Consider the following 26,618-nt stretch of genomic DNA (forward strand, 5'->3'; position numbering starts at 1 on the left):
CGGCGCGGCGAAATGCCTGCCTTATCGGCGGCGACAAAGGACCGAGAACACGCGTGCACCGGCCCTTCGGATGGTCCTTAAGAATATCATGAATCTTGCATTCACTGCGCGTTCACCTAGCCGGCGGCAAAAGCTCTGACCTATTCGAACAGATAGGTGTGGAGATGAAGAAGATTGGGATCCTGTTCCTCGCGGCTGTGACGGCTTTCACCGGCTATGCGCCTGCGCAAGCCATGCCCGTCCCAACCGTTCCGGTGTCGCAGGCGAGCGACGTGCAGATGGTCGACCACCGCGGCTGGCATGGTCACCGGCATCGCCCGCGGCACGGCTGGCGCCGGCACGGCCATCGACACGGCTGGTATAACGGGCATCGCGGCTACAACTATCGCCGCCACGGTTACCGCCGGCACAGCGACGGCTGGTGGTATCCACTGGGAGCCTTCGGTGCCGGTATGATCATCGGCGGCGCCATCGCCCAGCCGCGTTACGCAGAGCCACGCTATGCGGCGCCGGGAATGCCTGCCAGCCACGTCAACTGGTGCTATGACCGCTACCGCTCGTACCGCGCTGCGGACAATTCCTACCAGCCCTATGGCGGCCCAAGACAGCAGTGCTATTCGCCTTACTACTGAGGTCGTCGAGCATTGTCCCTCCGGCAACGCACGGAGGGACAGCCGGCCCTTCTTTCATCGGACGATGACTTCAGATCCGACCGAAGATCCGCTCAGTAGCCGGAGCTGCCGCCGCCGGAACCGCCCATGCTGCCGCTACCGGCGCCTTCGCCGGAGCCGCCGCTTTGTTGAGGGCTGTTGCTGTTCCGGGCCGACTGGCTGCTCATACAGCCTGCCATCGTCAAAAGGGCGAGCGCGGCTGCGACGATCGATGATCTGCCGGTCATGACGTTCTCCGATCACCGGATTTGACATGAGGAATAGCTAATATTCTCTCATCTGTCGGCTAAAGACAAGATTCCCACTACGCTTGATTTCTCGCAGGCATGCATCATCTTTTCTTGGATTGCCGGGCTGTCTCCGAGGGTGTCATGTCGAAGACCGTATTTGCAGTTCTAATCCTGATCTTCGCTTCGTCCTGCGCCAACACGGCACGGGGATTCAGGGAAGACAGCACGCAAACTGGCCATGCCGTCGACCGGGCGACCCATCGGGTCTTGAGCGCGGGGGCGCAGTAGCAGGCAGGTCCCTCTGTCTACCACCTGCCGTGCCGCAGGCCATTCCAGAACCAAGTCCAGACCGGGGGATGGTACCACTGCCGCGACGGGGCCGCGATGGCGATCGGGTGCAGTTTCCCGGCAAGGGCGTCCTCGACCGCACGGATGGCGATGTCGGTTGAGGCGGCCGTCTGGAGAAGGGGGTAGGTGTGGATCGTGTCGGCGCGGCGCGGCGCCTGCCGCGATTGATAGAGGATGCCGCCGGTGTCGACGCCTTCGTCGACGAGATGAACGGTCGCGCCGAAATTCTCGGGATCGTTGTTGGCCAGCGCCCAGTAGCCTCCCATCAAGCCGCGATATTGCGGGTTGATGCCGGCATGGAAATTCAGAATCGGACAATTGACGGCAGCAAGCGTTTCCGGCTTCAACATGCGGCAACTGATTAGGAAGAGGACGGCGGGTTTCAGTAGCTGAAGCATTGCATGGCCGTCAGCGTCGTTGATCGAGTCAACGCGGTGGACGGGCACCGTCCGGTTGGGCGCGGCGGACGCATCATTCTCGCGAAGAATCTCGGCTGCCCGACGCCGGGTGAAGCGCTTGCCGATGCGGGAGACGAACATCGTCGCAAGTTGCCCGAGTGCCATTACCCATCCGAGTTTGCGCGCACGCCGCTTGACGAAGAGCGCCTTCGATTCCGGCTCCTCCTGCAAAATTGCAACATTCGTGAAGCGCGCAGCCAATGCGTTGATCATGATGTTCGCATTGTCGCCTCCGGCGGTCACCACGACGATGCGTCCCTTGTGCTCGGCGCTCGACAGCGCCCCTTTTTCAGATTTCACGTTACACATCAGCGGATCGCGACAAGAATTTGCGCCAGATGGGATTTGAGGTGCGCTGCGCGGCAGGTCAGCGCAGGAAATATGCCGTCGATACGTTAGCACAGCCTTAAGCTGTGCCCTGCACACGATCCCGAAGGATCGCGGGGCCATCGCACCGCCGACGAGGCGTGAGTGCCGGGACCGGAGAGAGCGGATCAAACCTCGATCAGCGATGTCGTAAGATCGCCATAGCCGGTATAACGGTACTCATATTCGAGCCCGAGAGTAACGGCGGCGCGCCGGGCCTTTTCCTGCAACGCGGCGTCCTCCTGCTGGGAGAGATAGACGAGCTTGCGGTAGTGGCCGAAATACATGTCGCGCAGTTCCGGGTGCCGGTCGAGGCCGAGCGGCTCGATGACGAAGGCTTCGAACTGCCGGGCAAGGAAATCCGTCAGGAAGAAAGCTGTGATGTCATCGTCCCAGCGGGCTGCGAAATCCGCGTTTCCGGCGAAGAACGAGTAGCAATGCGGACCCGGGATGCGCGTCACCCCTTCCTCTTCGCAGAGTCGGTCGATAAGCCCGCCGGTGCCGCAATCGGCAAAGGCGATGAAGATGCGCTCGAAACCGTTGGCGCGCGCCCGGGTGATAGCCTCACGCAGGCCCGGAGTGATCTTCTCCGGCGTGTTGTGCCAGATGGCCGGCAGACAGTTGAGCTCGATGTGGTCGAGCCCGTTGGCCGCGCAGACGGCAAGAATTTCGCGCGCGATCGCGCCGCAACCAATGACATGAACTTTCTTCGGTTGTGCACGTTCTCTTGCCGACGTTGCGTTTTCCATCTTTATTCCGCCTTGCATCAACACAAAGGAATCACGGTCATGACGACAAAATCCATCGCGACCATCGGAGCCGTTCTGATAGCGCTGGCAGCCCTGAGTTCCTGCGCAAATACGATCCGCGGCGCAGGACAGGATACTGCAAACGCAGTCAACGCGACACAGGGAGCCGGCCAACGGGTCGCCAAGGCCGCCAACTGACGGCACCCGGTAAGTGCTCTTTCCGAAAAACAAAAAGCCGGCTGCTCGTTTCACACGGGCAGCCGGCTTTTTTCATGTCAGATCGTCTCAGCCGGCTGCGAACTGATTGTGTTTGCGCTTCATGTAGTCCTTGGCGGTCTCGACGGCGACGGCGGCATCGCGGCAATAAGCGTCGGCCCCGACGGCCTTGCCGAATTCCTCGTTGAGCGGTGCACCGCCGACGAGGACGACGTATTCGTCGCGCAATCCCTTTTCCTTCATCGTATCGATGACGACCTTCATATAGGGCATGGTCGTCGTGAGCAGGGCAGACATGCCGAGGATGTCCGGCTTCTCACGCTCGAGCGCTTCGAGGTAGTTCTCGACCGGATTGTTGATGCCGAGGTCGACGACGTCGAAGCCGGCGCCTTCCATCATCATGCCGACGAGGTTCTTGCCGATGTCGTGGATGTCGCCCTTGACCGTGCCGATCACCATCTTACCGAGCTTCGGGGCACCGGTTTCGACGAGCAACGGGCGCAGGATGAACATGCCGGCCTTCATCGCATTGGCCGAAAGCAGCACTTCCGGGACGAAGAGAATGCCGTCGCGGAAATCGATGCCGACGATGCGCATGCCTTCGACCAGGGCCTGGGTCAGGACGTCGTAAGGCGTCCAGCCACGCTTGAGGAGGATACGCGTCCCTTCCTCGATTTCCTCCTTGAGACCGTCATAGAGGTCGTCATGCATCTGCTGCACGAGTTCCTCGTCGGAAAGGTCCTCGAGAATGATTTCATCGTCTGCCATAGTTGGGTTCCTCGGTTCCTGGCACAGTCATTTCGCACGGGTGGCACGAGAGATGGCACAATCCGGACGCGTTGCCCAATCCTTAGCGGGCTACACCTAAAAATCTCTTGTTGAAAGCGACGTCGCATATGATGAAAAACGACGGCGCCCCGCGTAAATGCTCCCATGCGACAGCGGTAGCGCATTATTCCGCGGTTCGGAATCTGCCGCCTGCAAAATTATGCAGCACTTCAAGGCGTTAGAGTGGCGCTTGCGCGGTCCCGATCTGAAGCAGCGAAAGACGCACGCTCGACGCACTGCAATGGGAGCGACCGCAGACCGAGTGTCTAAGATGCGCCAGCCGTTGGCGCATTAAGACCCGTACCGGTCCGGCGCCTTGGTAGCATTAGGCTAAATCGACTACCGGATGCATATGCCCGCCGCTGGATTTAGCCTCGCGAAAGGGGTATGCGCCCACCCATCAAAGTGTTGCGGCGTTCATCGCGCATGATGCGCGGAGCACCGCGGGAAGAGGAATGAGCGAATGAGCGACGTTACAGAACAAGGTGCGGCCGAAGGCGGCGGACGCCGCGCGCGTGGTGAGGGGCGGGGAGCGGCAGCGCGTCGCGCTTCCCGCACCGGCGGTGGCCCGGGACCGTCTCTGCCCTATATCCAACGCAGGATTCGCGAATACGAAGTTCTTGACGAGGAAGGGCTGCAGCTCATCGAACGCAACGCCGACGTCGTTCTCGAAGAGATCGGCATCGAGTTTCGCGACGATGCCGAAGCGCTCGATCTGTGGAAGGCCGCTGGTGCCGACGTGCGCGGTCAACGCGTGCATTTCCCCAAGGGACTTTGCCGCGAGCTCTTGAAGACGGCGCCGAAGGACTTTACCTGGCACGCGCGCAACCCGGAGCGCAACGCTCAGATCGGCGGCAAGGCGACCGTCTTCGCGCCGGTTTACGGCCCGCCCTTCGTGCGCGATCTCGACGGCAACCGCCGCTATGCGACGATCGAGGATTTCCGCAACTTCGTGAAGCTCGCCTATATGGCGCCGTCGATGCACTCATCGGGCGGCACGGTTTGCGAGCCGGTCGATATCGCCGTCAACAAGCGCCACCTCGATATGGTTTATAGCCATATCCGCTATTCCGACAAACCCTTCATGGGATCGGTCACCGCGCCCGAGCGCGCCGAAGACACGGTCGCAATGGCGAAGATCCTTTTCGGCGACGATTTCGTCGAGAACAATGCGGTGACGTTGAACCTCATCAACGCCAACTCGCCGATGGTCTTCGACGAGACGATGCTCGGTGCCGCGAAGGTCTACGCCCGCCATAACCAGGCTTGCGTCGTTTCGCCCTTCATCCTGTCGGGCGCGATGAGCCCGGTCACGGTCGCCGGCACACTGACGCAGATCCTCGCCGAAGTGCTGGCAGGCGCGGCCTTTACCCAGCTCATCCGCAAGGGCGCGCCGGTGCTGTTCGGCACCTTCGCCGCGTCGATCTCGATGCAGTCGGGCGCGCCGACCTTCGGCACGCCGGAGCCGTCGCTCGTCTCCTACGGCGCTGCTCAGCTTGCTCGCCGCCTCGGCCTGCCGTTCCGTACCGGCGGTTCGCTCTGCGGCTCGAAGGTTCCCGATGCGCAGGCTGCGCATGAATCGGCAAATACGCTGAACATGACGCTGCTTGCCGGCACCAATTTCGTGCTGCATGCGGCCGGCTGGCTCGAGGGCGGTCTCGTCTCATCCTACGAGAAGTTCATGATCGACCAGGATCAGCTCGGCATGATGCAGAAGATGGCCGAGGGCGTGGACCTTTCCGAAGACGCGCAGGCGCTCGACGCCATCCGCGAAGTCGGCCCGGGCAGCCACTATCTCGGCTGTGCACATACGCAGGCGAACTTCCAGAGCGCCTTCTATCGCTCGCCGCTCGCCGACAACAACTCCTTCGAGCAGTGGGAGATCGAGGGCGAAAAGCGGATCGAACAGCGCGCCAACGCGCTCGCCCGCTCGTGGCTCGAACATTATGAGGCGCCCTATCTCGATCCGGCGATCGACGAGGCGCTGAAGGAATTCATCGCGAAGCGCAAGGACTCGATGCCCGACGCCTTCACCTGAAAGGCTCCCGAGCGAGCCAGGGAGCAAGGCGGCGCGGCGCAGGTGGCCGATATGATACAGAAAGAGGTCTGGCGCCCGCATTACGAAACTCAAGGGCCGAAACCGAAATGACGGCTCCTTACGCATCGGAAAGCGATGTGCTTGAAACCATCCGTGCGGCGCTTGCGCCGCACGGTCTTTTTTTGCGCGGAACCATCAATTTCGCGCCGGGCGAGGCGGGACCAACGCTCGAAGGCGGCAAGCCCGCAGCGTGCGTGGTGCTGATCGGCAATGTCGGCGGCTCGGTCTGGGAGCCTTTCCGCCGGTGGCGCGAAGGCGAACCCGACGGCGGCGGTGCGGAGCCGCTCGACAACTGGTCGAAACAGGTCATCCGCCCGGCGGCTGCGGCAGCAGGCGCCTCGGCGTATTTTCCGTCCGATCCCCCTTGGCAGCCCTTCCAGCAATGGGCAATGCGTGCCGAAGGGCTGAAGCCGTCGCCGCTCGGCATCCTCATTCATCCGCTCTACGGTCTATGGCACGGCTATCGCGGCGCGCTTGCGTTCGATCGAGCCATGCCGGTGACGGGCGAGCCGGCGGGTGGCCACCCCTGCGAAACCTGTGTTGGAAGGCCCTGCCTTTCCACCTGCCCGGCGGATGCTTTGGCAGGCGCTACATTCGATATCGGGCGCTGCCGCGCGCATCTGAGAACCGGGGAAGGGGTGGCCGGCTGCCTTGCTCACGGCTGCCTGTCGCGCGATGCCTGTCCGGTTGGGCGCGACTATCGCTATGCGGTGGGGCAGTTGCGTTTTCATATGGCGGCGATCGAGTTTTAATCAGAGCGCGCCCACATAAATCCGCTGCAATCCATGCGATGCTACGTCGTATGATTCCCTCCGGGTCTGTTCGATGCCGCTGTTTACAAGAGCCTTCATCGCCGGCGCCGCCCTTCTATCCGCCGGTCTCGCTGCACCCGCGTTCGGTGCCTGCCGCGATGTTCGCCATCTCGGCGAAATCTACCTCGCCTGCAGCTTCGACCCGGCGACGAGCGACATACGGCTCTACAACAAGGACCAGGCGGGCGTGCCGTTCAGGTCCTTCAGAGCGCTGTCGGTCGAACTTCGTCGTCGCGAACAGTACCTCGTCTTCGCAATGAACGGCGGCATGTACCACGAGGACCTCGCTCCGGTCGGGCTGCATGTGGAGGAGGGCGCGGAGCAGGCGCCGCTCAATACAAATCCGGGTTGGGGCAACTTTCACATGCTGCCGAACGGCGTCTTTTATGTCGGCGACGGCAAGGCCGGGGTCATGGCTGCGGAGGCCTATCGCCTTGCCGGCATCGAGCCGCGTTTCGCGACGCAATCCGGTCCGATGCTCGTCATCGACGGTGCGCTGCATCCCCGTTTCCTGCCGGATAGCGACAGCCTCAAGACCCGCAACGGCGTCGGGGTGACGCCCAATGGCGAGGTGGTCTTCGCCGTGTCGAAACGGCCGGTGCGCTTTCACGATTTCGCGACCTTGTTTCGCGACGCGCTGGATTGCCCCAATGCGCTCTTTCTGGATGGTACGATCTCGAGCCTTTATGCGCCGGAGATCAATCGGCACGACCGGCTGTTTCCGCTCGGCCCGATCATCGCTGTCGTCGCGAAGTTTCCGCGCTGACTTGCGATCGGATGTATTATAAGTCTAATATTGACAAAAGATACAAACCCCGTCAGATGCCGGCATGAAGACTGAACCCATCATCCCCCAGAGTCTCGCGATCCACGCGCCGTCAGCCGCGGCGATTAGTGCGCTGCTCTATCCCCATGCCGAGATCGTCCTGCACGATCTTGCGAGCGGGCGGATAGCCGCGATCTGGAATGCTTTTTCCGGCCGGGGCGTGGGATTGGAATCGCTCATCGAGGATGGCCTCGGGGACATCGTTGAGGGCGCCTCCGTGCTTGGGCCCTACGAAAAGACGGGTGCGGATGGGCGGCGGCTGAAATCCGTATCCGCGGTGCTGCGCGACGGCGAAGAACGCGCCGTCGGGTTGCTCTGCATCAATCTCGATGTTTCCCGTATCGACGACGCCGTGAGGCTGCTCGCGGCCTTTGCCGGCACGCCGGAACCACGGCCGCAAGCATTGTTTTCGCGCGACTGGCGCGAGGAGATCAATGCAGCGCTGCACGCTTGGCTAAAGGTGAGGGGCCTTGCGCTTTCCGCCTTGAAGCGCCCGGATCGCGTGGCCCTGGTTGCGGCACTCGAAGAGCAGGGGCTCTTCAAGACCCGCAACGCCGTCGACCATCTGGCAAGCCTGATCGGCACCTCGCGCGCATCCATCTACAACTATCTCTCAGCCGCGCGCGACGAAGGCGTCGCCTGAATGAGCACCGAGCCTCGCCTTCAAAGGGAAGAACGACCATGACGACCTTGCCGGCCTTCCGCCTCGAGACGCATTTCTCGCGCTGGGAGTTCACGGCGCGCCACCACATGACCGCGAGCGACAGCGAAACGATGTCGATGGCCGAACTTCTTTCGCTTGCCGACGAGGCCGATCGCGACGCGTGGGAGCGGCTGACGCTCGGCTATACGGAGACCCATGGCGCTCCGGCGCTCCGCAAGGCGATCGCCGCGACCTACGAGGGGCTTGAGCCGGAAGATATCCTCTGCTTCGCCGGTGCCGAGGAGGGGCTCTACTGCGCCATGCTGGCTCTGCTCGGTCCCGAGGACCATGCCATCGTCACCGTGCCGAATTACCAGTCGATGGAAACCCTTCCGGTCACGATCGCCGCCTCGGTAAGCGGTGTTGCACTCCGTCCCGAGAACAATTGGCAGCTCGATATCGCCGATGTCCAGGCGGCGCTGCAGCCGAATACGAAGCTGATCGCGGTCAATTTCCCCAATAACCCGACGGGCGCTGTCGCCGAGCCGCCGGTCTTTCGCGCGCTCGCGGCACTCTGCGCCGAGCGCGGCATTCATCTTTTCAGCGATGAGGTCTATCGAGGGCTGGAGCGCGACGAGGAGAAGCGCCTGCCGCAGGCGGCCGAACTCTTCGACCACGGTATTTCGCTCAACGTCATGTCCAAGGCCTATGGCCTTCCGGGGCTTCGGATCGGCTGGATCGCCTGCCGCGATCACGCGCTTCTCCAGCGCATGGAAGGCATGAAACACTACCTTTCAATATGCAATTCCCGGCCATCGGAGGTGTTGGCGACGATCGCGCTGAAATCCCGCCATCGGATACTCGAACGCAATCGCGCGCTCTGCACGCGAAATCTCGAAAAACTCGGCGCCTTCTTCGCCGAGTTTGCCGATCTCTACGAGTGGCAGGCGCCGGACGGCGGCTGCGTCGGGTTCGCCCGCTATCACGGGCCGGGCAGTGTGGAGGAACATTGCCGGCGCCTTGTCGAGGAATCAGGCGTGCTGTTGCTTCCTTCAAGCCTTTTTGTCTCCGATCTGCTGCCGGTCGCGCAGGATCGCTTCCGCGTCGGATTCGGCCGTAGGAACATCGAAGAAGGGCTCGAAGCCTGGCGCAATCATCTGCGACGGGCGCGCGTGAGGTGATCGGCGGGGTGGCGCCGGCCGATTGCACATGTTAACGACGCGCCGACCTCACGGAAGTACCTGCCTCGCATTATGCATTATAGACCCGAGATCGACGGGCTGCGCGCCGTCGCCGTAATCCCCGTCCTGCTGTTTCACGCCGGTTTCGGCTTTATCTCCGGCGGTTTCGCGGGAGTCGACGTTTTCTTTGTGATCAGCGGCTTTCTGATCACGAGCCTCATTCACCAGGAGATCCGCAGCGGCGCATTCAGCATCGTCGCTTTCTATGAGCGGCGTGCACGGCGCCTCGCGCCCGCGCTTCTGTTCGTCTGTACGGTATCTATTCCCTTCGCGCTCATGTGGATGCTGCCGAAGGAATTGAACGAATTCGGCAAGAGTCTCTACGCGGCGAACCTGTTCGCGGCGAATTTCTTTTTTTGGGACCAGACGAACTACTTCACGCCCGACACCGATCTCATGCCGCTGCTTCACACCTGGTCCCTGGCGGTCGAGGAGCAGTTTTACATCGTCTTTCCCCTGCTTCTGCTTTCGTTGCGCCGCCTGTCGGAGGCGACCGGGCTCAGGGTAGTCGTCGCGGCGACGGTTCTGAGCCTCGGCGCGACCCAGCTTGTCGCGCGCATCGATCCGGCGGCAAACTTCTATCTCCTGCCCAGTCGCTTCTGGGAACTCGGCCTCGGTGCCGCCGTCGCCCTCTCGGGGGTTCCAAATCGTGAATTCTCCAGATTCGTCCGCGAGTGCTTCGCCTGGGGCGGGCTTTTCCTCATCGCCGCAAGCTATCTTTCGATAACCGACACGCAACATTATCCGGGCTGGGCGACCGTTCCGGTCGTCGCCGGTACGGCACTCGTTCTCGCTTTCGCTCGCGGCGACACGCTGATCGGCAGGTGCCTCTCGGCCCGCCCGCTCGTTGCGATTGGCCTCTGCAGCTACAGCCTCTATCTCTGGCATCAGCCGGTATTCGCATTTGCGCGGCTGCGCACGAGTGACGGAGTGACGCCTGCCGGCTACGCCGGGCTCATCGTGCTCTGCTCCGGTCTCGCCTACCTAGAGCGCGTCCGATGAAAGCGGAATCGGCGTGAGGATTCCTTTTCAGAGCGTTCTGTGATTCCCTCCTCCTGTCTTTGATTTGTCGGAGGGAACATGGCCCGAGCATTGAGTGATGATCTTCGCCACCGGGTTCTGGCTGCGTCGGCTGGTGGGATGTCCGCGCGGTCGGCTGCAGCGCGGTTCGGGATCGGGATTTCGACGGCGATTGCCTGGATCGCGAGCGCCCGGCAGGGTCAGGTGAGCGCTGCCAAGCAGGGTCGACCTGGAGGTTCCCGTCTCGACGATCATGAGGCTTTCATCATCGGCATGATCGAGGCGTCGAAGGACATCACGCTGAACGAGATGGTTTTGCGTCTGGAAGAGGACCGATCCGTCTCTATCGGCCGCAGCACCCTCGACGTCTGGCTGCGCAAGCGCGGCTTCACATTCAAAAAAAGACCGCACATGCATTGGAGCAGGAGCGGCCAGACCTCTTGAAGCGGCGTCAGGACTGGTTCGATGCCCAGCTTGATCTCGATCCAGCCCGCCTCGTCTTCATAGACGAGACGGGTCTTTCCACGAAGATGTCCCGGCTTCGCGGTCGCGCGCCGCGCGGAGAGCGTTGCCGATCGGGCGTTCCGCACGGTCATTGGAAAACCACGACGTTCACCGGGGCGCTCAGGCTCTCCGGCATGACCGCGCCGATGGTCCTTGACGGGGCGATGAATGGAGTGGCTTTCCGGGCCTATGTCGAGCAGGTTCTCGTGCCGACCCTCACGCCCGGCGACATCGTCGTCATGGACAACCTGCCGGCCCACAAGGCAGATGGCATCCGACAGGCCATAGAAACCGCCGGCTGCACGCTGCTCTATCTCCCGCCCTACAGCCCCGACTTCAACCCGATCGAAAACGCCTTCTCAAAGCTCAAGGCGCTTCTGCGGGCACGGGCCGAACGCTCCGTCGACGCCCTGTGGAACACCGTTGGCGACATCGTCAAACTCTTCGAGCCGCAAGAGTGTGCGAACTACTTCGCAGCAGCAGGATATGACCCGGTTTAAAGTGGACGTGCTCTAAGCTGGCGCTACGTCGAGGGTCCCTTTCGCAATCGTGCCCGTCTCGCGAGAAAGGCGATCTTCGCAACGGTCGCGGCGGTGGGGTCCATAACCGTTGCGACTGGCCTGGTGCTCGACGGCAGCGACGGTCTCGCCTCCAGGAATGTCGATCTTGCCCGCCTGACCAAGCCGAGCGTCGGCCTGGGCAAGGATTGCAACGCGGTTATCGACCTGAAATGCAGCACAAGCAGCGAACCGGTCATTGCCGTCTGGGGAGACTCCTTCGCCAGGCACCTCGTCGATGGCATCCTGGCGTCCGAACCGGACGCACGGCTTGTGCAACTGACGAACAATAATTGCGGTCCGCTCGCCGGCCTCGCCCCGATCAAGGCCAAGTTCGAGCCCGCTTGGCCGCAGGAGTGCATCGAGCACAACAAGGAGGTGCAGCGCTTCCTTCTGGCCCACAAGTCGATCCGCTATGTCGTGTTGTCCTCGCCGCTGGATCAGTATCTGGAGGAAGAGACGATGCTTCTCGACGGTAAGGGAGTGGTGCCGTCGGACGCCCGGATCGTGACCGGTAGCTATCGAGCAAGCCTCGCATGGTTACGGCAGAACGGCTTTCGGCCGGTCGTCATCGCGCCGCCGCCCCAGGATGGGCGCGATACCGGACTTTGCGTCGCGCGAGCCCGTCTGCTTGGAACCTCCGCCGATGACTGCGGGGCGCCGCTTGCGAATGTGCAGTCCCATGACCGCGACGTGCTCTCGGTGCTGGCGGATATCTCCGGCGACTATCCGGTCGTAAGCTTCACCGGCTACCTTTGCGGCGCAGGTCGCTGCCGGACCGAGGACAAGGGAGTGGCGCTCTTCGAAGACCATGGGCATTTTTCCGAAGAGGGGTCCCGTCATCTCGGTGCCGCGCTTCAGTTCTACCCGGTATTTGCCAGTGCTGCGGAATATGGCTGCACGGCGGAGCGCGGCCGGCTCGGGGCACCTTTGCGCGGGATTTGCGATCTCGCCGAAAAGCTTGCTTTCGTGAGCGCCAGCGCCGTCCCGGCGGCGCACATGCGCACTCACTCTGGTCCCGTAAAATAGGATAGCTCCGGCTTTGCCGCCGGAGCTGCCGCAAGCATTACCTTACGCGCGCCGACGGCGCTCTCGGGCCGGGGCGGCGGGGCCTTCATTTGCCGATTTGTTGCGCAACGGTCCGATCTTCTCGACGATCGTTTCGAGCGTGGGGCGCTCGCCCCTGGTGTGATTGTCGATCGCAAGCCGCATTGCGGCCAGATGGTTGCAGGAGGTGCCGCAACAGCCGCCGATGATCCTGGCACCGGCATCGACGGCCAGCCGGGCATATTCCGCCATCAGCGGCGGAGTCCCGGAATAATGGATCTCCGAGCCGCGGAATTCGGGAATGCCGCAATTGCCCTTGACGACGATCGTAGCCTCTGGGCTTGCAGCCGTCATGTCGAGCAGCGAGGAAAGAATGTCCGACGCCCCGACGCCGCAATTCGCGCCGACGGCAACCGGACCTTCACCGATATCGGCGGCGACGCCGTGAATGTCTTTCGGGTGCAGGCCCATCATCGTCTTGCCGGCGGTGTCGAAGGAGCCGGTGTAGACATAAGGGAGGCCGACCTTCGCCGCGGCTTCGGCGGCCGCACGAATTTCGTCCGGAGAGGACATGGTCTCGATCCAGGCGACCTCCGCGCCGCCGGCTTTCAGGCCCTCGATCTGTTCGACAAAGGCCGCGACCGCGTCCTCATAGGAGAGGGCGCCGAGCGGTATCAGCAGTTCGCCCGTTGGGCCGACGGACCCGGCCGTAATGACTTTTCGCGGAGCTTTGTCGGCGACGGCGCGCGCGATTTCTGCCGCCCGCTTGTTGAGCTGGTGGACCCGGTCTTCGGCCTGGTGAAGCTTCAGCCGGTGGCGTGTGCCGCCAAAGGAATTGGTGAGAATGATGTCGGCACCGGCATCCACGAAGTCCTGATGCAGCTTGGTGATGTTGTCCGGCTTGGTCTCGTTCCAGATCTCCGGTGCCTCGCCCGCTTCAAGCCCCATGGCGAAGAGCGACGTGCCTGTGGCTCCATCGGCAAGCAGGACGCCCTTCTGGGCGAGGAGATCGGAAAGGGCATGGGCTGCAACGGACATCGGATTTTCCCGGCTGAATGGAATTTGCAATAAGATATAAAGATATCTTTATGTGTTGGCAACAGAATTGCACAGATCAACGCGGCAATTCGTCCGCAAGCAGCGCGGCAAGGTCGGCTGCGGGCTTATCCGCCCGGGCGCGCAGCCGCAAGCTGAATTCCGCCGGTGGCAGGGACGGCAAGCCGAGATGGGCAGGAGCGCGCTCGATGCCAGTGCTGAGAAATCTTTCCGTCCGGGTGGTAACGGCGATGCTGCTCAAGACAGCCGCGCGTAAGCCCGACAGGCTGGGGCTCGTTGCCGCGATCCGAAAGCGGCGGCCGGTTCTCTCTAGGGCCGATATGGCGGCGGCGCGGAAGCCGCAAGGTGGGTCGAGCACGGCGAGGGGTAGCTCCTCTTCGTCCGTTGCCAAGCCCCTGTCGGAGCAGAGCCAAAGCATCTGTTCGCCGAGCACAAGCAATTCGTCATCTGCAGCCGCCTGTCGCATGGCAAGAAGAATGTCGATCTGGCCCTGATCGAAGGCGGCCGTCAATTCTTTCGACCTGCCGATCCTCAAATCCAGGCGAATGCGCGGATGGGAGCGCGCGAAGCGGCGCAGCAATCCGGGCAGCATCGTATCGGCAAAGTCCTGAGTGCTGCCGAGGGAGATCCGTCCATCGGCGCGCGCGCCCCTGAGGCTGAGCCAGGCGTCGCGATGCGCATCCAAAATGCGCCGGGCATGCGCGGCGAGTTCCTCTCCCACGGGCGTGAGCACACGTCCGCGCCCGGCGGGCGCAAGAAGGCGCTCGCCGATCAGCGCTTCCAACCGCTGCATTTGCGCCGTCACGGCGGAGGGCGAACGGTTGACGGCCATTGCCGCTCTTGCAAGCGAGCCGCCCTCGGCGAATGCCAGAAAAGTGCGCAGCAGTTCGGGATCGATCGGATTCATACTTCAGTTTTACAGAAGTATTCCTGCAAAACAATTCGATTTTTCTGATGTGGCGGCGGTGGCAAATTGAAGAGGTGTTATTTCGAGAAAGGAACCTGTGATGCCCATCATCAACATCAGCGTTACCGGACAGCCGGAGCCGGAGCTTTCGGCGAAAGTAGCGGCAAAGGTAAGCGACCTCACGCAGTCGCATCTTCGCAAGGACCCCTCGGTGACGGCGGTCGTGGTCAGCTATGTCGATCCCCGGCATTGGTTCGCGGGCGGAAAGTCGCTCGCATCGCAGCAGGCCAGCAGTTTCTGGCTCGACATCAAGGTTGTCGACGGCACCAATACCAAACAGGAACTTGGCGCCTATATCGAAGCGATCTTCGCGGCCTTCGAGGATATTCTCGGGACTGTCCATCCCGAAAGCTACGTGCTCGTGCATGAGGTACCGGCGGCAGCCTACGGCTATGGAGGCAAGACGCAGGAGTTCCGATACATCAGCGGAAGGCTGGCGGTCACTTAAATATCCGGTGTCGAGGGCGCCGCGCGACGCCCTCGATAACGGTCAACGACGTTTCCTCGGATCGGGTCAGTCGCCAGGATTTCGGCATCAGGTGGCTGCATGCGCTGCCGCGAAAGCACGGCGGATCGCCTCTTCGCCCGTACCTTCGGCTAGATCGCCGCGACGGGCTTCATCGAGTCCTGTGCTCAGCCTTGCCCGCAAATCGTCCAGCTCGGCCTCTTCCCGCTCGAGCAGCCGCAACCCGGCGCGCAAGACATCCGAGGCATTTTGATAGCGCCCGGAGGCGACCAACCGTTCAAGCAGCGCTGATTGGGCGTCAGTCAGAACGACGTTTCGAGTAGCCATGTACATCTTCCGCGGCAAACCGGCCAGCCGAATATCCCCCGAACGAGGGCGCCCATGGGCGCCCCTCAATGCGAATCAAGCCGCCTGCCGGTCGGTATGCTGCACGGGCGTCACCATGGCGGAGATGATCATCTGCAGGTCGATCGCACCGATCGGGCGGCCATTGGCGTCGACGACATGCGCATTGCTTATCTGCGCGCCGGTCATGGTACGGGCGGCGGCTTCGAGCACGGTGCCTGCGGCGAGCGGCAGGCCTTCCGGATTGCCGGACAGCGGCCGCATGATCGTTTCCACGTTGACCACCCGCCCGCGGTTCACTTCCTTCACAAAGGCCGTGATGTAGTCGTCGGCCGGCGAGAGCACGATTTCCTGGCCGGTTCCCTGCTGCACGACGCGGCCGTCGCGCAGGATGGCGATCTTGTCGCCGAGCCTCAGGGCCTCGTCGAGATCGTGGGTGATGAAGACCACCGTCTTCTTCAACTCCTTCTGCAGTTCGAGCAGCACCGACTGCATGTCGACGCGTATCAGCGGATCGAGTGCCGAATAGGCTTCGTCCATCAGCAGGATGTCGGCGTCGTTTGTAAGCGCGCGGGCAAGGCCGACGCGCTGCTGCATGCCGCCGGAAAGCTGGTTCGGATAGTGCTTCTCGAAGCCTTGAAGGCCGACGCGCTCGATCCAGCCAAGCGCACGCTTCTCGCTCTCGCGCCGGTCCACGCCCTGGATCTCCAGACCGTAGATGGTGTTCTCGAGAACCGTGCGATGCGGCAGCAGTGCAAATTTCTGAAAGACCATCGCCGTCTTGTGGCGGCGGAATGCGCGAAGGTCGTTCTCGTTCATCTTGCAGACGTCGACGCCGTCGTAGAGGACTTCGCCGGAGGTCGGATCGATCAGCCGGTTGATGTGCCGGATCAGCGTCGATTTGCCGGACCCCGAGAGCCCCATCACGACCGTTATGCAGCCGCCAGGCATGGAAATGTTGATGTCCTGCAGTCCGAGCACGTGGCCGTGCTTTTCGTTGAGTTCGGCCTTACCCATCCCGTTCTCGACGAGCTTGACGTAATCCTCCCCGCGCGGGCCGAAAATCTTGTAGAGGTTCTTCACCTCGATTGCGTGACTAGCCATGGACAACCTTTCCCCTTCTCTTGGCTTGGAGCTTTTACGCCGACTGCGTTTTCGCGGCGCTTGCCGCTCCTTGCATCAGAACTGTGACAGCGGAAGACGCGGACCGCTTTACTGTTTGCGACGCAGGCGCGGCTCGTGCGTCGCGCATCAGGCAGCCGCATCCTCGAAGGGGCACCGGAATCGATCACGTTCACGACTTCAGGCCGATCCGACCGACAATCAGAGCGCCGCCTTCACCTTTTCGGCGACCTCCGGGCTTACCCACTGCGTCCATATCTCCTGGAAGTTCCCGAGGAAGTAGCGGGCGGCGCTCTCGTTCGTCCCCTGGTTCTGATCCATCCAGGCCAGAACCTTGTTTACCGTCGCGTTTTCCCATTGCCGCGCCTCGACGTAGTCCATGGCGCTGCCTGCTCTATCGGCAAAGGACTTGGTCACCACGGTATAGACGTCCGAGACCGGATAGGAGTTTACCTTTGGGGTCGGGCAATCCGGAGCGGCAGTGCAGGAGTCCCATTCCGCCTTGTCGTGATCCACACCGAAAGACAGCAAGGTCATCTCGTACTTGCCGAGCAAGGCGGTCGGAGCCCAATAGTAGCCGAGCCAGCCGGTCTTCTTCTCGAATGCTTCGGTGATCGACGCGTCAAGCCCGGCAGCAGAACCGGGATCGATCAGCTGGAAGCCGGCCTTTTCCGCTTCGAGAGCCTTGTAGAGATTGGCGGTGGAGAACCGGCAGTTCCAGCTTGAAGGGCAATTATGGACCGCTCCCTTTGCGGGGTTCTCGTGAGAAGGGAAGAGTTCCGGGTGCTTCAACGCGTCCTGCACCGTTCGGATATCCGGGTGCGCGTCGGCGATGAACTTCGGAATCCACCAGCCTTCGACACCGCCTTCACTCAAGATCTTGGCGCCCTCGACGAGGCGGCCCCCCTTGACTGCGGCATCGAAAGGCGTGCGTACGGAGTTGATCCAGAGTTCCGGCACCAGGTCGGGCTCTGCCTTCTCGTTCATCGAGGTGAAGGTCAGCATCGTGTCGCCGGCGACGAGCTTCACGCTGCAGCCATAGCCGTTTTCCAGTATGAACCTGTCCACGTGAGCCGCGACGCCCGCCGAGGCCCAGTCCATCTCGGCTATGCTGACGTCGCCGCATTCGGCAGCTCCAGAGGGGCCCGCCAGAGAGCATATGCCTGCCGTGAGGATGAGGGTAGCAAGGAGTTTTTTCATGTCCGTCGACACCTTCACGTCACTGCGGCCACACATGGTGGATGGAGCGCCGCCTAACCGCTCCCGCGCTGAAGCTGCCAGCCGGCCCACTTCGTTGTCATTGCGGCAAGCCTAAGTGTTCGCGTTGAGAAATCAACCTTTTCATCCGGCGTCTGGCGCCGGCGGCGTATTCCGCCGTGACGCCCTCGCTGTACCGAGCACACGAACGGCGAAATCGACGAAATTCACTTTTGGTTAAGACCTCAATAACGATCCGGTAAGGTTGTGGGGATAATTGTCTGCCTGCGGCGGGCGACTGCCGCAGGTCCGGATCAGGTAGTGCGTGCCGGACCCGATATTCAGCGGAATAATCTGATCGCCGCACCCTTCCGTTCCAACGGTTGGGTGCGGCTTTCGCATTTCGGGGGAAGCGTGAAGAAGCCGCCCCGGGGCGGTTTCGAACGCGACGCGGCGCTTTATCCGACGTTGGACGTTCGGATGAGGCCGAGTGGGCCGACCGGCGCTTCCGCGACGACATTGCGGACGCGGGACTGGCCGATCGGCGCCTTGGAGTTCCAGGCGATCTGAACGAAGTTGGGTTTGCCGAAGACGAACAGCATGGCTTTCTACCTTGGGAGACCGGGCAATTTCCGGCGGGGTTTCGATGGCGCGGATATAGGCTCTTGCCGGGACGACTTGAATGCCAGGCTCGGCACGGCATGTCGCAATTGAGCAAGCGTTCGAGAAATTTTCGCACGCTTGAAGAAGGCCGGAAATGCACCGTGACCGCCGGTGACGCAATCATGGCGGAATCGCGTCGGAACAGAGCTTTGCGGTGGGCGGTTTCGATGCTACGGGAAAGGCATGACACGCAAGATCATGCTGCAGGGAACCGGCTCGGATGTCGGAAAATCGGTACTGGTAGCGGGCCTCTGCCGGCTCGCTTCCAATCATGGCCTCAGCGTAAAACCGTTCAAGCCCCAGAACATGTCGAACAATGCCGCCGTTGCCGACGACGGCGGCGAGATCGGCCGTGCGCAATGGCTCCAGGCGCTTGCCGCGCGCGTGCCGTCCTCCGTGCATATGAACCCGGTGCTTCTGAAGCCGCAATCGGATGTGGGCAGCCAGGTCGTCGTCCAGGGCAGGGTGGCGGGCCAGGCCAAGGGGAGGGAATACCAGGCTCTCAAACCGAGCCTCCTCGGCTCGGTCATGGAGAGTTTCGAACAGGTGTCCGCCGGCGCCGATCTCGTGATCGTCGAAGGCGCCGGCTCGCCGGCCGAAATCAACCTGCGCGCCGGCGACATCGCCAATATGGGGTTTGCCACCCGCGCTGACGTGCCCGTGGTTCTCGTCGGCGATATCGACCGCGGTGGTGTGATCGCGTCCCTGGTCGGCACGCATGCGATCCTGCCGGGGGACGACCGGCGCATGGTCACCGGCTACCTCATCAACAAATTCCGCGGCGATGTCACCCTCTTCGATGACGGCATCGCATCGGTTCGTCAGTTCACCGGCTGGCCTTGCTTCGGCGTCGTGCCCTGGCTGAAAAGTGCCGGGCGGCTGCCTGCCGAAGACTCCGTCGTCCTCGAGAGGCTGACGCGGGGCGGCGGCAAGGCGCTGAAGGTCGCAGTCCCCGTCCTGTCGCGGATCGCCAATTTCGACGATCTCGATCCCTTGGCCGCGGAGCCGGACGTGGACATAGTCTTCGTTCGGCCGGGGACGCCGCTTCCCGACGATGCGGGCCTCATCGTCATACCCGGCTCGAAATCCACCATTGCCGATCTCGACGATTTCCGCAGGCAGGGCTGGGACCGGGATCTCGACCGGCATATGCGGCGCGGTGGCCGGGTCGTCGGTATCTGCGGCGGCTATCAGATGCTCGGAAGCCGGGTTGCCGACCCGCTCGGTATCGAGGGCGGCAAGCGCGAGATCGAGGGGCTGGGGCTGCTGTCCGTCGAGACGGAGATGGCTCCGGAAAAGACGGTTCGCAACAGCCGCGCCTGGTCGCGGGAATACGACGTCGCGCTCGAAGGCTACGAAATCCATCTCGGCAAGACGACGGGCGCCGATTGCAGCCGCGCGCCGGTCGAGATCGACGGCCGCCCGGATGGAGCGATGTCGGCGGACGGCCGCGTGATGGGCACCTATCTGCACGGTCTTTTCGGAAGCGACGCCTACCGGTCCGCGCTGCTCAAGAGCTTCGGTATCGAAGGCGGGGGAGGCAATTACCGCCGGTCGGTGGATGCGGCTCTCGACGAGATTGCCTTGGAACTCGAAACGGTACTCGATCGGGCGTGGCTCGGGACACTGCTCGGGTAGGGCCGGCCGGACGAGGCGTGCCCGTTTGGAGTTTCCCGCCCCGGACCGTATCGTGCCGCCAGCGCGGCAAACGGCTCGTTGAAAGGATCGGAATGCAGCAATACGACGACGATCTTCGGCAGTTCGAAGCCCGGGGCGCACCGGCTCTGCCTCCAGCCGCGGAGCAGGGCTATGTGGAGCGCGATGGCGCCCGGATATGGTATTCGACATACGGCGCGGGAGCACCGGTGGTCCTTTTGCACGGCGGCCTCGGCCACAGCGGCAACTGGGGCTATCAGCTTGCGCCGCTTCTTGACGCCGGCCGTCGCGTCGTGCTCATCGACAGCCGCGGACATGGGCGCAGCACGCGTGATGAGCGGCCCTACAGCTACGAAGTGATGGCATCCGACGTCCTCGCCGTCGCGGACATGCTGCAGCTTCAGAAGTTCGCCGTGGTGGGCTGGAGCGACGGGGCTTGCATCGGCCTCGTTCTTGCGAACCGCGCGCCCGAGCGCATTGCCGGCGTCTTTTTCTTCGCCTGCAACATGGACCCGAGCGGCGCGACAGAATTCGAGGCCACTCCGGTTATCGATCGTTGCTTCGCCCGGCACCGGAAAGACTATGCCGAATTGTCGGCGACGCCGGATCAGTTCGACGACTTCGTCTCGGCCGTCAGCGAGATGATGAGTACGCAACCCAATTACTCGGCAGGCGACCTCGCCGAAATCCGAGTACCAGTCGCGATCGTGCAGGCCGAGAAGGACGAGTTCATAAAATGGGAGCACGCCCAATATCTCGCCCGGAGCATTCCCGCAGCCGACTTGATCGCGCTTGAACACGTCAGCCACTTTGCGCCGCTGCAGAGACCCGACGTGTTCAACGGCGCCATGCTTGCATTTCTCGACAAGGTCCTTCCAACCAGGACCTGAGCTTTACACCCGTCTTCACGTTCTCCGTTGCATACGCCTTGCGAAAAATGCAGCATGGTTTCGGGGTAGGACGACCTCTTCGCCGCTGTGCATGGCGACGGCGTCCGGCGCGAAGGGCGCTGCCATGGCACGCACGCAGCTAGTTGGGGTCATTATCGGCCTGGCGATCGTCGCGGCGCTCACAGTGCTGCGTGCAACCGATCCGCCACTTTTGCGTCTCGCCCGCGATCTCACCTTCGACGAGTACCAGCGCCTGGCGCCGCGCAGCTTCGAGAACGTTCCGGTTCGCGTCGTCGACATCGACGAGGCGTCGCTGAAAGAGTTCGGCCAGTGGCCGTGGCCGCGCGACCGCGTTGCCGCTCTGGTCGACCGGCTCTCGGAAATTGGCGCGGCGGCGATAGCCTTCGACATCCTGTTCTCCGAACCCGACCGTCTTTCGCCGCGCAGCGTCATGCGCGACGTCGCCGGCGTCGATCAGGCGCTCCTTAAGCGGTTGCCGGACAATGACGAGATACTCGCACGATCGATCGGCGACCGGCCCGTCGTGCTCGGTTTCGGCCTTACCAACGCAGGCAACTACCGGCCGCCGGTGAAAGCGGGTTTCGCCTTCACCGGGGAAAGCCCGTTCGATGCGCCGCCGCGGCTTACGGCTGCGACTCCTTTGAGGCCGCAACTCGAAGCCAGGGCCGCGGGCCTGGGCCATATAAGCCTCAATCCCGGCAGCCGGTCGGCCGTCGTGCGCTCGGTCCCGCTGCTGTTGAGCGATGGCGAGCAACTCTATCCGAACCTGGCCCTCGAAGCGCTGCGCGTGGCTCAAGGCGCTTCCACCTACATTGTAGCGGGTGCTCCGGATGCGCCCGATACCATCACGCTGATCAAGGTCGGCGAATTCGTGGTGCCGGTGACCGCAGCGGGCGAACTCTGGCTCTATGTCAGTCCGGATCGCGCTGAAAGATATGTCTCTGCCGGCCGGGTGCTGGCGCCCGGCGGAGTTTCCGCCGAAACGAGGGCAGCGATCGAAGGCGGTATCGTATTCGTGGGCACGTCGGCAGCAGGCCTGCAGGACATTCGTACCACGGCTCTTGGGCACAATGTGCCCGGAGTGTCGCTGCACGCGCAGACTGTCGAGCAGGTTCTCTCGGGCCACTTTCTCTCCCGCCCGGATTGGGCGGACGGACTGGAGATCCTTGCGATCGCGGCTGCAGGCAGCCTGCTTGTCCTGCTGACCACCTTCGTCAGCCCGGCCGTCGCGCTTGCCTGCGGCCTCCTGATAACCGCGCTGGCCCTCGTGGCCTCCTGGTCAGCCTTCCTTTATGCAGGCCTGCTATTCGACCCTCTGGCTCCAATCCTTGCCGGATCGATCACCCATTTTGCGGCAACCGCCTATCGGTTCCTGGTCATAGACCGGGAGCGGCGCGTGGTTCGGCGCGCCTTCGGCCAGTACCTGTCGCCCTCGCTTCTCTATCGCATCGAGCATACGCAGGACGCCCTGCGTCTCGGCGGCGACGATCGTGAGTTGACGATCATGTTCGTCGATGTGCGCAACTTCACGGAGATCAGCGAGCGCCTGACGCCGGGAGAGGTGGTCCGTTTTCTCAATACGCTGCTCGACGCGCTGAGCCGCCATGTCATCGCCAACGAGGGCACGCTCGACAAGTTCATCGGCGATTCGATCATGGCGTTCTGGAATGCGCCCGTCGACGTCGCCGATCACCCCGGCAAGGCGGTCCGCGCCGCCTTGGCCATGCGCGAGACGCTCGCCCGGCTTAACGAGAGCGACGCCTTCGGCTTCGGGAGCGATCAAAAGGTGGCGATCGGCGTTGGAATCCATACCGGGCTTGCCTGCGTCGGCAATATGGGGGCGGAGATGCACTTCAACTATTCGGCCGTCGGCGACGCGGTCAACATCGCCGCCCGGATCGAGGCCGCCTGCAAGGACGTCGGCTTCGATATTCTTATATCCGAGACGACGGCGGATTTGGGCGAACGGTGCGCCGTGCTGGAGGCGGGGGCGCTGGCGCTGAAGGGCAAGAGCACGCGAACGCGGGTTTACGCCGTGGTCGGTGACGAGCATATGGCCGCTTCGGCCGAGTTTTCCGAGCTGCAGCGCATTCATGAACAGTTGATCGGGGCGATGCGTTCGAGGTCTCGGCCGCGCAGAGAACTCGTCAATGCCGCAAAGCTCAAGGCTCCGGCCCTGTGTGGAGGATTATCGGATTTCTACCGCCGCATCGGGCGCCGGACAGACCACTTTGCCGGTGAGCCATTGCCGTTTGCAGATGAAGTCGGATCCGCCGAATAGAGAGGGAGTGCTCTAACCGCGGCCTTTCTTCGTGCCTGTGTCCAGTTGCCCGTTCTTGCCGGTATCCTGGCCCTTCTTGCCGGTATCCTGGCCCTTCTTGCCGGTGTCCTGCCCCTTCTTGCCGGTGTCCTGCCCCTTCTTCCCCTTGTCGAGGCCACGCTTGCCCGGCTCGTTGCTGGGTGTCTTGCCCGGGCGGGGCGCCTTTTGCGGGCTTGCTCTTTCGGGTGGCCGCGCGCGTTCCGGCGCGGTCGGCTTGATCTCGACAGCGGCCGAAATACCGCAACTGCCGCTCATGCTGCCGAAGGAGGCAGACAGTCTTTGGTCGCCCGAAAGAAAGGGCAGGGCCTTCCGGTTTCCGAGCGTCGCCAGTGTGCGGCGACCGGCCCTGTGCGTGTCCGTCATGGTTCCGTCGCGCTTCGCGATCACGCAATCGCAGCGTCGGGTGAGTTGCTGGCATCCCGCCGGGCCGCAGAACCGGGCCGCGCCCTCCAGGAGAACGATCGCCGTCGTTCCGTCATTGCCGATGTAGAAATCGAACACGGTTCCGCGTACGCCGATCGTTCCGGCAGGTGTCAGGATCTGATAGGCCGAGTGCTTCGAATTTCCGCTGATCCAGCGAAACGTGCCTTTGGCGGCGGCGACGGTGAGTTGCTGCACCGATTTCGAATCGTTGAAGACGAACTTGTCGATGACGACGGAAGAGCCTGCCCCCACCGCCAATTTACTGCCGTCGCGGAACACGAACTGGCCGAGCCCGGATCTGGACGTGCTTATTCGCTCGTCCCGGTGAACAGCGTCCCGCTCCACGAGCGGTCCGCCGCTGCCGGTGACCACCGTCCTGATCCGGACCGCTTCTCCAACCGGTTCGGCAGCAAGTGTCGGTATGGAACCGTAAAACGCTGCGCCCAACACAGCGATTGCGGCACGACGCAAGTGAAACATCGCACCCTCCACGATGATCTCCTGCGGCCGACGTGGTCCGGGATCATGAGCGTGAATGAGAAATAACCGGATCGACACAATGTCGCCGGACCCCAAGCATTCATTCTTATCATGGGGTGGGCGGAAGTGTCTGCCTACCCGTTCGGAGTAGCCGACGCAAAGCGCATTTCTGCCGTAATCGGCGGCCCCGGTGTCGCAGGCCGTCGATTGACTTTGCCGCCGCCGCTTCATAATTAACGCAGTATGGATGGTTCTCTCGTGCCGAGGTGGGGCGAGGGAGTAAATGGGAATGCGACGGGGCGGACCCACGCCGGGCGCCCTTATCGCAGCCGACCCCGCGACTGTAGAACGGTCAGGGTTCGCCATCGGGCATTTCGCCGAATTCAACGCGCTGCATGGGGCAGTCTCGTGAAGTTTGGCGACATGTCGGAAAAGCCACTGGCGTGGCATTGCGATCAGCCGGGCAGGACGCCTCTTCTTCTACGAATCGTCCGCCTTTCGCGATGCCGCAAACGCCGGGAAGGCGAGGCGAGCCCGTTCGGTCTTTTGCCGCATCGTTTTTCGGGCCGAGCCGGTCCGGCGAACGTGCGGCCATGAGGATCGTGACGCCGTGAGCCAGGAGACCTGCCATCCGTCAGGGCATTCCGCCCAAGGGGAGATGCTCCCCGATGCCAGCACGGAGGTTGTCGTGGCTCATAGATCTTCGATCGAGCGCGTTTTCGGCGTGCGCCGTTGCCGCTACAGCCATCGCTATGGCAAGCGGTAATGGACATTTCCAATCTCGGCCCGACCCTCGTGCTTGGCGGCGCGCGTTCGGGAAAATCCACCTTCGCGGAAAAACTCGTCGAAGCCACCGGGTCTCCGATGCACTATCTTGCGACCGGCCGGGCCTTCGACGAGGAGATGCAGGAGCGCATCGCCCTTCACCAGGCCACTCGGCAGGGCAAGGGCTGGACCACGCACGAGGAACCGCTCGATCTCGTGGGGCTGCTTCGCCGCATCGATGAGCCCGGCCGGGCTGTCCTCATAGACTGCCTGACCCTGTGGGTGACCAATCTGATGATGGAGGAGCGCGACATGGCCGCCGAATTCGCCGCGCTCGCCGCCTTTCTGCCCGAGGCGCGCTCGCGCCTCGTTTTCGTCTCCAATGAGGTGGGTCTCGGGATCGTCCCGGAAAACCGGATGGCGCGCGACTTTCGCGATCACGCCGGCCGGCTCCATCAGATCGTGGCGGAGAAATCCGCAGAAGTTTACTTTGTCGCGGCCGGACTGCCGCTGAAAATGAAGGGTTGATTCATGACACTCGCAAGGGCTCCGCAGCGCAAGATACCGGCTACCGTCATCACCGGCTTTCTCGGTGCCGGCAAGACGACGATGATCCGCAACCTGCTGCAGAATGCCGACGGCAAGCGCATAGCGCTGATCATCAACGAATTCGGCGATCTCGGGGTCGACGGCGATGTGCTGAAGGGCTGCGGAGCGGAAGCCTGTTCGGAAGAGGACATCATCGAACTGACCAATGGCTGCATCTGCTGCACCGTTGCCGACGACTTCATCCCGACCATGACGAAGCTGCTCGAGAGGGAGATTCGGCCGGATCATATCGTCATCGAAACCTCCGGCCTGGCGCTGCCGCAGCCGCTCGTCGCCGCATTCAACTGGCCGGACATCCGCAGCGAGGTAACGGTCGACGGCGTCGTCACAGTGGTCGATAGCGCAGCGGTCGCCGCGGGCCGCTTTGCGGATGATCACGACAGGGTGGACGCGCTGCGCGTCGGCGACGATAATCTCGACCACGAGAGCCCGCTCGAAGAACTTTTCGAGGATCAGCTCACCGCCGCAGACCTCATCGTTCTCAACAAGACGGACCTTATCGACGCCGCGGGACTCAAGTCCGTGCGCGAAGAGGTGGCCTCCCGCATCAGCCGCAAGCCGACGATGATCGAGGCGAGGAACGGCGAGGTAGCCGCCGCCATCCTGCTCGGGCTTGGCGTGGGTACGGAGGGCGATATCGTCAACCGCAAGTCTCACCACGAGATGGAGCATGAGGCAGGCGAGGAGCATGATCACGACGAGTTCGACAGCTTCGTCGTAGAGCTCGGCGCGATAGCCGACCCTGCCGCTTTCACCGAAAGGCTCAAGGGCGTGATCTCAGAGCACGACGTGCTGCGCCTCAAGGGCTTCGTCGACGTTCCGGGCAAGCCGATGCGCCTCCTGGTCCAGGCGGTCGGCAGCCGCATCGACCAGTATTTCGACCGCGCATGGGCTTCCGGCGAAACACGCGGTACGCGTCTCGTCGTCATCGGGCTGCACGACATGGACGAGCCTGCCGTGCGTGCAGCGATTTCAGCGCTCGTGTGAGGCGATTTTGAGCGTGAAACTGAATTTCACCTCCCCA

General features: G+C 62.7%; 28 protein-coding genes. 17 read left to right on the forward strand and 11 right to left on the reverse strand.

The genetic code is table 11. The annotated features are described in order from the left end of the window. Window positions 1-164: 164 nt before the first annotated feature. A complete protein-coding gene (locus M1D34_RS05310; RefSeq protein ID WP_498781042.1) occupies window positions 165-632 on the forward strand; it encodes a BA14K family protein in 468 nt (155 codons plus the stop codon). 92 nt (window positions 633-724) lie between these two features. Here the strand turns inward: M1D34_RS05310 and M1D34_RS05315 are convergent, their stop codons facing one another. Then, complete coding sequence (locus M1D34_RS05315; RefSeq protein ID WP_010969614.1) at window positions 725-898, reverse strand: membrane protein; 174 nt, start codon at window positions 896-898, stop codon at window positions 725-727. 144 nt (window positions 899-1,042) lie between these two features. On the opposite strand from M1D34_RS05315, the gene M1D34_RS05320 reads away from it, so the two are divergent. Beyond that, window positions 1,043-1,189, forward strand: coding sequence for an entericidin (locus M1D34_RS05320; RefSeq protein WP_498781044.1), 147 nt, complete (start codon window positions 1,043-1,045; stop codon window positions 1,187-1,189). Window positions 1,190-1,206: 17 nt separating this feature from the next. Here the strand turns inward: M1D34_RS05320 and M1D34_RS05325 are convergent, their stop codons facing one another. Together M1D34_RS05325 and M1D34_RS05330 are read right to left on the reverse strand one after the other, a co-directional pair. Then, window positions 1,207-2,016 carry a formyl transferase gene (locus M1D34_RS05325; protein ID WP_498781046.1) on the reverse strand — a complete coding sequence of 270 codons (810 nt, stop codon included), beginning with the start codon at window positions 2,014-2,016 and terminating at the stop codon, window positions 1,207-1,209. Between the two features lie 185 nt (window positions 2,017-2,201). Beyond that, window positions 2,202-2,822: a DUF1638 domain-containing protein gene (locus tag M1D34_RS05330; RefSeq protein WP_498781048.1), complete on the reverse strand. Its 621-nt coding sequence runs from the start codon at window positions 2,820-2,822 to the stop codon at window positions 2,202-2,204. A gap of 39 nt (window positions 2,823-2,861) precedes the next feature. Between M1D34_RS05330 and M1D34_RS05335 the strand changes: the two genes are divergently transcribed. Continuing rightward, on the forward strand, window positions 2,862-3,020 hold the full coding sequence (locus M1D34_RS05335) for an entericidin domain-containing protein (protein ID WP_003530686.1): 159 nt from the start codon (window positions 2,862-2,864) through the stop codon (window positions 3,018-3,020). A gap of 87 nt (window positions 3,021-3,107) precedes the next feature. Here the strand turns inward: M1D34_RS05335 and M1D34_RS05340 are convergent, their stop codons facing one another. Beyond that, the gene (locus M1D34_RS05340) at window positions 3,108-3,806 is read right to left on the reverse strand and encodes a corrinoid protein (protein WP_003530688.1); all 699 of its coding nucleotides are present in this window, start codon (window positions 3,804-3,806) and stop codon (window positions 3,108-3,110) included. Between the two features lie 523 nt (window positions 3,807-4,329). On the opposite strand from M1D34_RS05340, the gene M1D34_RS05345 reads away from it, so the two are divergent. The 8 genes from M1D34_RS05345 (at window position 4,330) to M1D34_RS05380 (ending at window position 12,596) form a co-directional block, all read left to right on the forward strand. After that, window positions 4,330-5,904 carry a trimethylamine methyltransferase family protein gene (locus tag M1D34_RS05345; RefSeq protein WP_003530690.1) on the forward strand — a complete coding sequence of 525 codons (1,575 nt, stop codon included), beginning with the start codon at window positions 4,330-4,332 and terminating at the stop codon, window positions 5,902-5,904. 107 nt (window positions 5,905-6,011) lie between these two features. Next, window positions 6,012-6,716 (forward strand): 4Fe-4S dicluster domain-containing protein, encoded by a 705-nt coding sequence (locus M1D34_RS05350; protein WP_153313378.1) that lies wholly within the window; start codon window positions 6,012-6,014, stop codon window positions 6,714-6,716. A 73-nt stretch (window positions 6,717-6,789) separates the two neighbouring features. Beyond that, window positions 6,790-7,542, forward strand: a complete 753-nt coding sequence (locus tag M1D34_RS05355; RefSeq protein WP_153313377.1) for a phosphodiester glycosidase family protein — start codon at window positions 6,790-6,792, stop codon at window positions 7,540-7,542. A 64-nt stretch (window positions 7,543-7,606) separates the two neighbouring features. Then, window positions 7,607-8,245 carry a helix-turn-helix transcriptional regulator gene (locus M1D34_RS05360; RefSeq protein ID WP_153313376.1) on the forward strand — a complete coding sequence of 213 codons (639 nt, stop codon included), beginning with the start codon at window positions 7,607-7,609 and terminating at the stop codon, window positions 8,243-8,245. 38 nt (window positions 8,246-8,283) lie between these two features. Next, window positions 8,284-9,426: an aminotransferase class I/II-fold pyridoxal phosphate-dependent enzyme gene (locus M1D34_RS05365; protein ID WP_153313375.1), complete on the forward strand. Its 1,143-nt coding sequence runs from the start codon at window positions 8,284-8,286 to the stop codon at window positions 9,424-9,426. A gap of 72 nt (window positions 9,427-9,498) precedes the next feature. Beyond that, entirely contained in the window at window positions 9,499-10,488 is a 990-nt protein-coding gene (locus M1D34_RS05370; protein WP_498781052.1) for an acyltransferase family protein, read from the forward strand. Window positions 10,489-10,566: 78 nt separating this feature from the next. Further along, window positions 10,567-11,510, forward strand: a protein-coding gene (locus M1D34_RS05375; protein ID WP_498779537.1) for an IS630 family transposase whose coding sequence is annotated in 2 segments (ribosomal slippage) — window positions 10,567-10,903 and window positions 10,903-11,510 — 945 coding nt in all. Because the reading frame shifts where the segments join, the coding sequence is not laid out codon by codon here. 93 nt (window positions 11,511-11,603) lie between these two features. Beyond that, entirely contained in the window at window positions 11,604-12,596 is a 993-nt protein-coding gene (locus tag M1D34_RS05380) for an SGNH hydrolase domain-containing protein (RefSeq protein ID WP_498781054.1), read from the forward strand. Window positions 12,597-12,638: 42 nt separating this feature from the next. Here M1D34_RS05380 and bmt read toward each other — a convergent pair whose 3' ends face one another. Both bmt and M1D34_RS05390 read right to left on the reverse strand, forming a co-directional pair. Continuing rightward, a complete protein-coding gene (bmt, locus tag M1D34_RS05385) occupies window positions 12,639-13,652 on the reverse strand; it encodes a betaine--homocysteine S-methyltransferase (protein WP_498781056.1) in 1,014 nt (337 codons plus the stop codon). Window positions 13,653-13,728: 76 nt separating this feature from the next. Further along, window positions 13,729-14,577, reverse strand: a complete 849-nt coding sequence (locus tag M1D34_RS05390; RefSeq protein ID WP_498781058.1) for a LysR substrate-binding domain-containing protein — start codon at window positions 14,575-14,577, stop codon at window positions 13,729-13,731. A gap of 100 nt (window positions 14,578-14,677) precedes the next feature. Here M1D34_RS05390 and M1D34_RS05395 point away from each other — a divergent pair, with 100 nt between their 5' ends. Next, complete coding sequence (locus M1D34_RS05395; RefSeq protein ID WP_498781060.1) at window positions 14,678-15,085, forward strand: tautomerase family protein; 408 nt, start codon at window positions 14,678-14,680, stop codon at window positions 15,083-15,085. Window positions 15,086-15,172: 87 nt separating this feature from the next. Here M1D34_RS05395 and M1D34_RS05400 read toward each other — a convergent pair whose 3' ends face one another. The 4 genes from M1D34_RS05400 to M1D34_RS05415 form a co-directional block, all read right to left on the reverse strand. Beyond that, entirely contained in the window at window positions 15,173-15,430 is a 258-nt protein-coding gene (locus M1D34_RS05400; RefSeq protein WP_003530707.1) for a type II toxin-antitoxin system ParD family antitoxin, read from the reverse strand. A gap of 75 nt (window positions 15,431-15,505) precedes the next feature. Beyond that, window positions 15,506-16,552 (reverse strand): quaternary amine ABC transporter ATP-binding protein, encoded by a 1,047-nt coding sequence (locus tag M1D34_RS05405; protein ID WP_003530709.1) that lies wholly within the window; start codon window positions 16,550-16,552, stop codon window positions 15,506-15,508. 219 nt (window positions 16,553-16,771) lie between these two features. Further along, window positions 16,772-17,770 carry an ABC transporter substrate-binding protein gene (locus M1D34_RS05410; RefSeq protein WP_498781061.1) on the reverse strand — a complete coding sequence of 333 codons (999 nt, stop codon included), beginning with the start codon at window positions 17,768-17,770 and terminating at the stop codon, window positions 16,772-16,774. 455 nt (window positions 17,771-18,225) lie between these two features. Next, window positions 18,226-18,369: a hypothetical protein gene (locus M1D34_RS05415; protein ID WP_003530712.1), complete on the reverse strand. Its 144-nt coding sequence runs from the start codon at window positions 18,367-18,369 to the stop codon at window positions 18,226-18,228. Between the two features lie 244 nt (window positions 18,370-18,613). Here M1D34_RS05415 and M1D34_RS05420 point away from each other — a divergent pair, with 244 nt between their 5' ends. The 3 genes from M1D34_RS05420 (at window position 18,614) to cyaD2 (ending at window position 23,278) form a co-directional block, all read left to right on the forward strand. Further along, on the forward strand, window positions 18,614-20,068 hold the full coding sequence (locus M1D34_RS05420; RefSeq protein WP_003530714.1) for a cobyric acid synthase: 1,455 nt from the start codon (window positions 18,614-18,616) through the stop codon (window positions 20,066-20,068). Between the two features lie 92 nt (window positions 20,069-20,160). Further along, window positions 20,161-20,976, forward strand: a complete 816-nt coding sequence (locus M1D34_RS05425; protein ID WP_498781063.1) for an alpha/beta fold hydrolase — start codon at window positions 20,161-20,163, stop codon at window positions 20,974-20,976. Between the two features lie 124 nt (window positions 20,977-21,100). Beyond that, window positions 21,101-23,278, forward strand: coding sequence for an adenylate cyclase CyaD2 (gene cyaD2, locus M1D34_RS05430; RefSeq protein ID WP_127516632.1), 2,178 nt, complete (start codon window positions 21,101-21,103; stop codon window positions 23,276-23,278). A gap of 12 nt (window positions 23,279-23,290) precedes the next feature. On the opposite strand, the gene M1D34_RS05435 is transcribed toward cyaD2, so the two are convergent. Then, window positions 23,291-24,220: a FecR family protein gene (locus tag M1D34_RS05435; protein ID WP_498781065.1), complete on the reverse strand. Its 930-nt coding sequence runs from the start codon at window positions 24,218-24,220 to the stop codon at window positions 23,291-23,293. 765 nt (window positions 24,221-24,985) lie between these two features. Between M1D34_RS05435 and cobU the strand changes: the two genes are divergently transcribed. Together cobU and cobW are read left to right on the forward strand one after the other, a co-directional pair. Next, window positions 24,986-25,513, forward strand: coding sequence for a bifunctional adenosylcobinamide kinase/adenosylcobinamide-phosphate guanylyltransferase (gene cobU / locus M1D34_RS05440; protein WP_003530724.1), 528 nt, complete (start codon window positions 24,986-24,988; stop codon window positions 25,511-25,513). A 3-nt stretch (window positions 25,514-25,516) separates the two neighbouring features. Next, the gene (cobW, locus tag M1D34_RS05445) at window positions 25,517-26,581 is read left to right on the forward strand and encodes a cobalamin biosynthesis protein CobW (RefSeq protein WP_498781068.1); all 1,065 of its coding nucleotides are present in this window, start codon (window positions 25,517-25,519) and stop codon (window positions 26,579-26,581) included. Window positions 26,582-26,618 lie beyond the last annotated feature (37 nt).

Source organism: Ensifer sp. D2-11 (assembly GCF_054161295.1).

Bases quoted from the DNA above. Each gene is read 5' to 3' on its own strand.
- M1D34_RS05355 (WP_153313377.1), top strand. From the start codon at position 6,790: ATGCCGCTGTTTACAAGAGCCTTCATCGCCGGCGCCGCCCTTCTATCC.
- cyaD2 (WP_127516632.1), top strand. From the start codon at position 21,101: ATGGCACGCACGCAGCTAGTTGGGGTCATTATCGGCCTGGCGATCGTC.
- M1D34_RS05310 (WP_498781042.1), top strand. From the start codon at position 165: ATGAAGAAGATTGGGATCCTGTTCCTCGCGGCTGTGACGGCTTTCACC.
- M1D34_RS05360 (WP_153313376.1), top strand. From the start codon at position 7,607: ATGAAGACTGAACCCATCATCCCCCAGAGTCTCGCGATCCACGCGCCG.
- M1D34_RS05425 (WP_498781063.1), top strand. From the start codon at position 20,161: ATGCAGCAATACGACGACGATCTTCGGCAGTTCGAAGCCCGGGGCGCA.
- M1D34_RS05370 (WP_498781052.1), top strand. From the start codon at position 9,499: ATGCATTATAGACCCGAGATCGACGGGCTGCGCGCCGTCGCCGTAATC.
- M1D34_RS05335 (WP_003530686.1), top strand. From the start codon at position 2,862: ATGACGACAAAATCCATCGCGACCATCGGAGCCGTTCTGATAGCGCTG.
- M1D34_RS05415 (WP_003530712.1), bottom strand. From the start codon at position 18,369: ATGCTGTTCGTCTTCGGCAAACCCAACTTCGTTCAGATCGCCTGGAAC.
- cobU (WP_003530724.1), top strand. From the start codon at position 24,986: ATGGACATTTCCAATCTCGGCCCGACCCTCGTGCTTGGCGGCGCGCGT.
- M1D34_RS05400 (WP_003530707.1), bottom strand. From the start codon at position 15,430: ATGGCTACTCGAAACGTCGTTCTGACTGACGCCCAATCAGCGCTGCTT.
- M1D34_RS05320 (WP_498781044.1), top strand. From the start codon at position 1,043: ATGTCGAAGACCGTATTTGCAGTTCTAATCCTGATCTTCGCTTCGTCC.
- M1D34_RS05405 (WP_003530709.1), bottom strand. From the start codon at position 16,552: ATGGCTAGTCACGCAATCGAGGTGAAGAACCTCTACAAGATTTTCGGC.
- M1D34_RS05365 (WP_153313375.1), top strand. From the start codon at position 8,284: ATGACGACCTTGCCGGCCTTCCGCCTCGAGACGCATTTCTCGCGCTGG.
- M1D34_RS05345 (WP_003530690.1), top strand. From the start codon at position 4,330: ATGAGCGACGTTACAGAACAAGGTGCGGCCGAAGGCGGCGGACGCCGC.
- M1D34_RS05315 (WP_010969614.1), bottom strand. From the start codon at position 898: ATGACCGGCAGATCATCGATCGTCGCAGCCGCGCTCGCCCTTTTGACG.
- M1D34_RS05420 (WP_003530714.1), top strand. From the start codon at position 18,614: ATGACACGCAAGATCATGCTGCAGGGAACCGGCTCGGATGTCGGAAAA.
- M1D34_RS05390 (WP_498781058.1), bottom strand. From the start codon at position 14,577: ATGAATCCGATCGATCCCGAACTGCTGCGCACTTTTCTGGCATTCGCC.
- M1D34_RS05325 (WP_498781046.1), bottom strand. From the start codon at position 2,016: ATGTGTAACGTGAAATCTGAAAAAGGGGCGCTGTCGAGCGCCGAGCAC.
- M1D34_RS05395 (WP_498781060.1), top strand. From the start codon at position 14,678: ATGCCCATCATCAACATCAGCGTTACCGGACAGCCGGAGCCGGAGCTT.
- M1D34_RS05340 (WP_003530688.1), bottom strand. From the start codon at position 3,806: ATGGCAGACGATGAAATCATTCTCGAGGACCTTTCCGACGAGGAACTC.
- bmt (WP_498781056.1), bottom strand. From the start codon at position 13,652: ATGTCCGTTGCAGCCCATGCCCTTTCCGATCTCCTCGCCCAGAAGGGC.
- M1D34_RS05410 (WP_498781061.1), bottom strand. From the start codon at position 17,770: ATGAAAAAACTCCTTGCTACCCTCATCCTCACGGCAGGCATATGCTCT.
- M1D34_RS05435 (WP_498781065.1), bottom strand. From the start codon at position 24,220: ATGTTTCACTTGCGTCGTGCCGCAATCGCTGTGTTGGGCGCAGCGTTT.
- M1D34_RS05330 (WP_498781048.1), bottom strand. From the start codon at position 2,822: ATGGAAAACGCAACGTCGGCAAGAGAACGTGCACAACCGAAGAAAGTT.
- M1D34_RS05350 (WP_153313378.1), top strand. From the start codon at position 6,012: ATGACGGCTCCTTACGCATCGGAAAGCGATGTGCTTGAAACCATCCGT.
- cobW (WP_498781068.1), top strand. From the start codon at position 25,517: ATGACACTCGCAAGGGCTCCGCAGCGCAAGATACCGGCTACCGTCATC.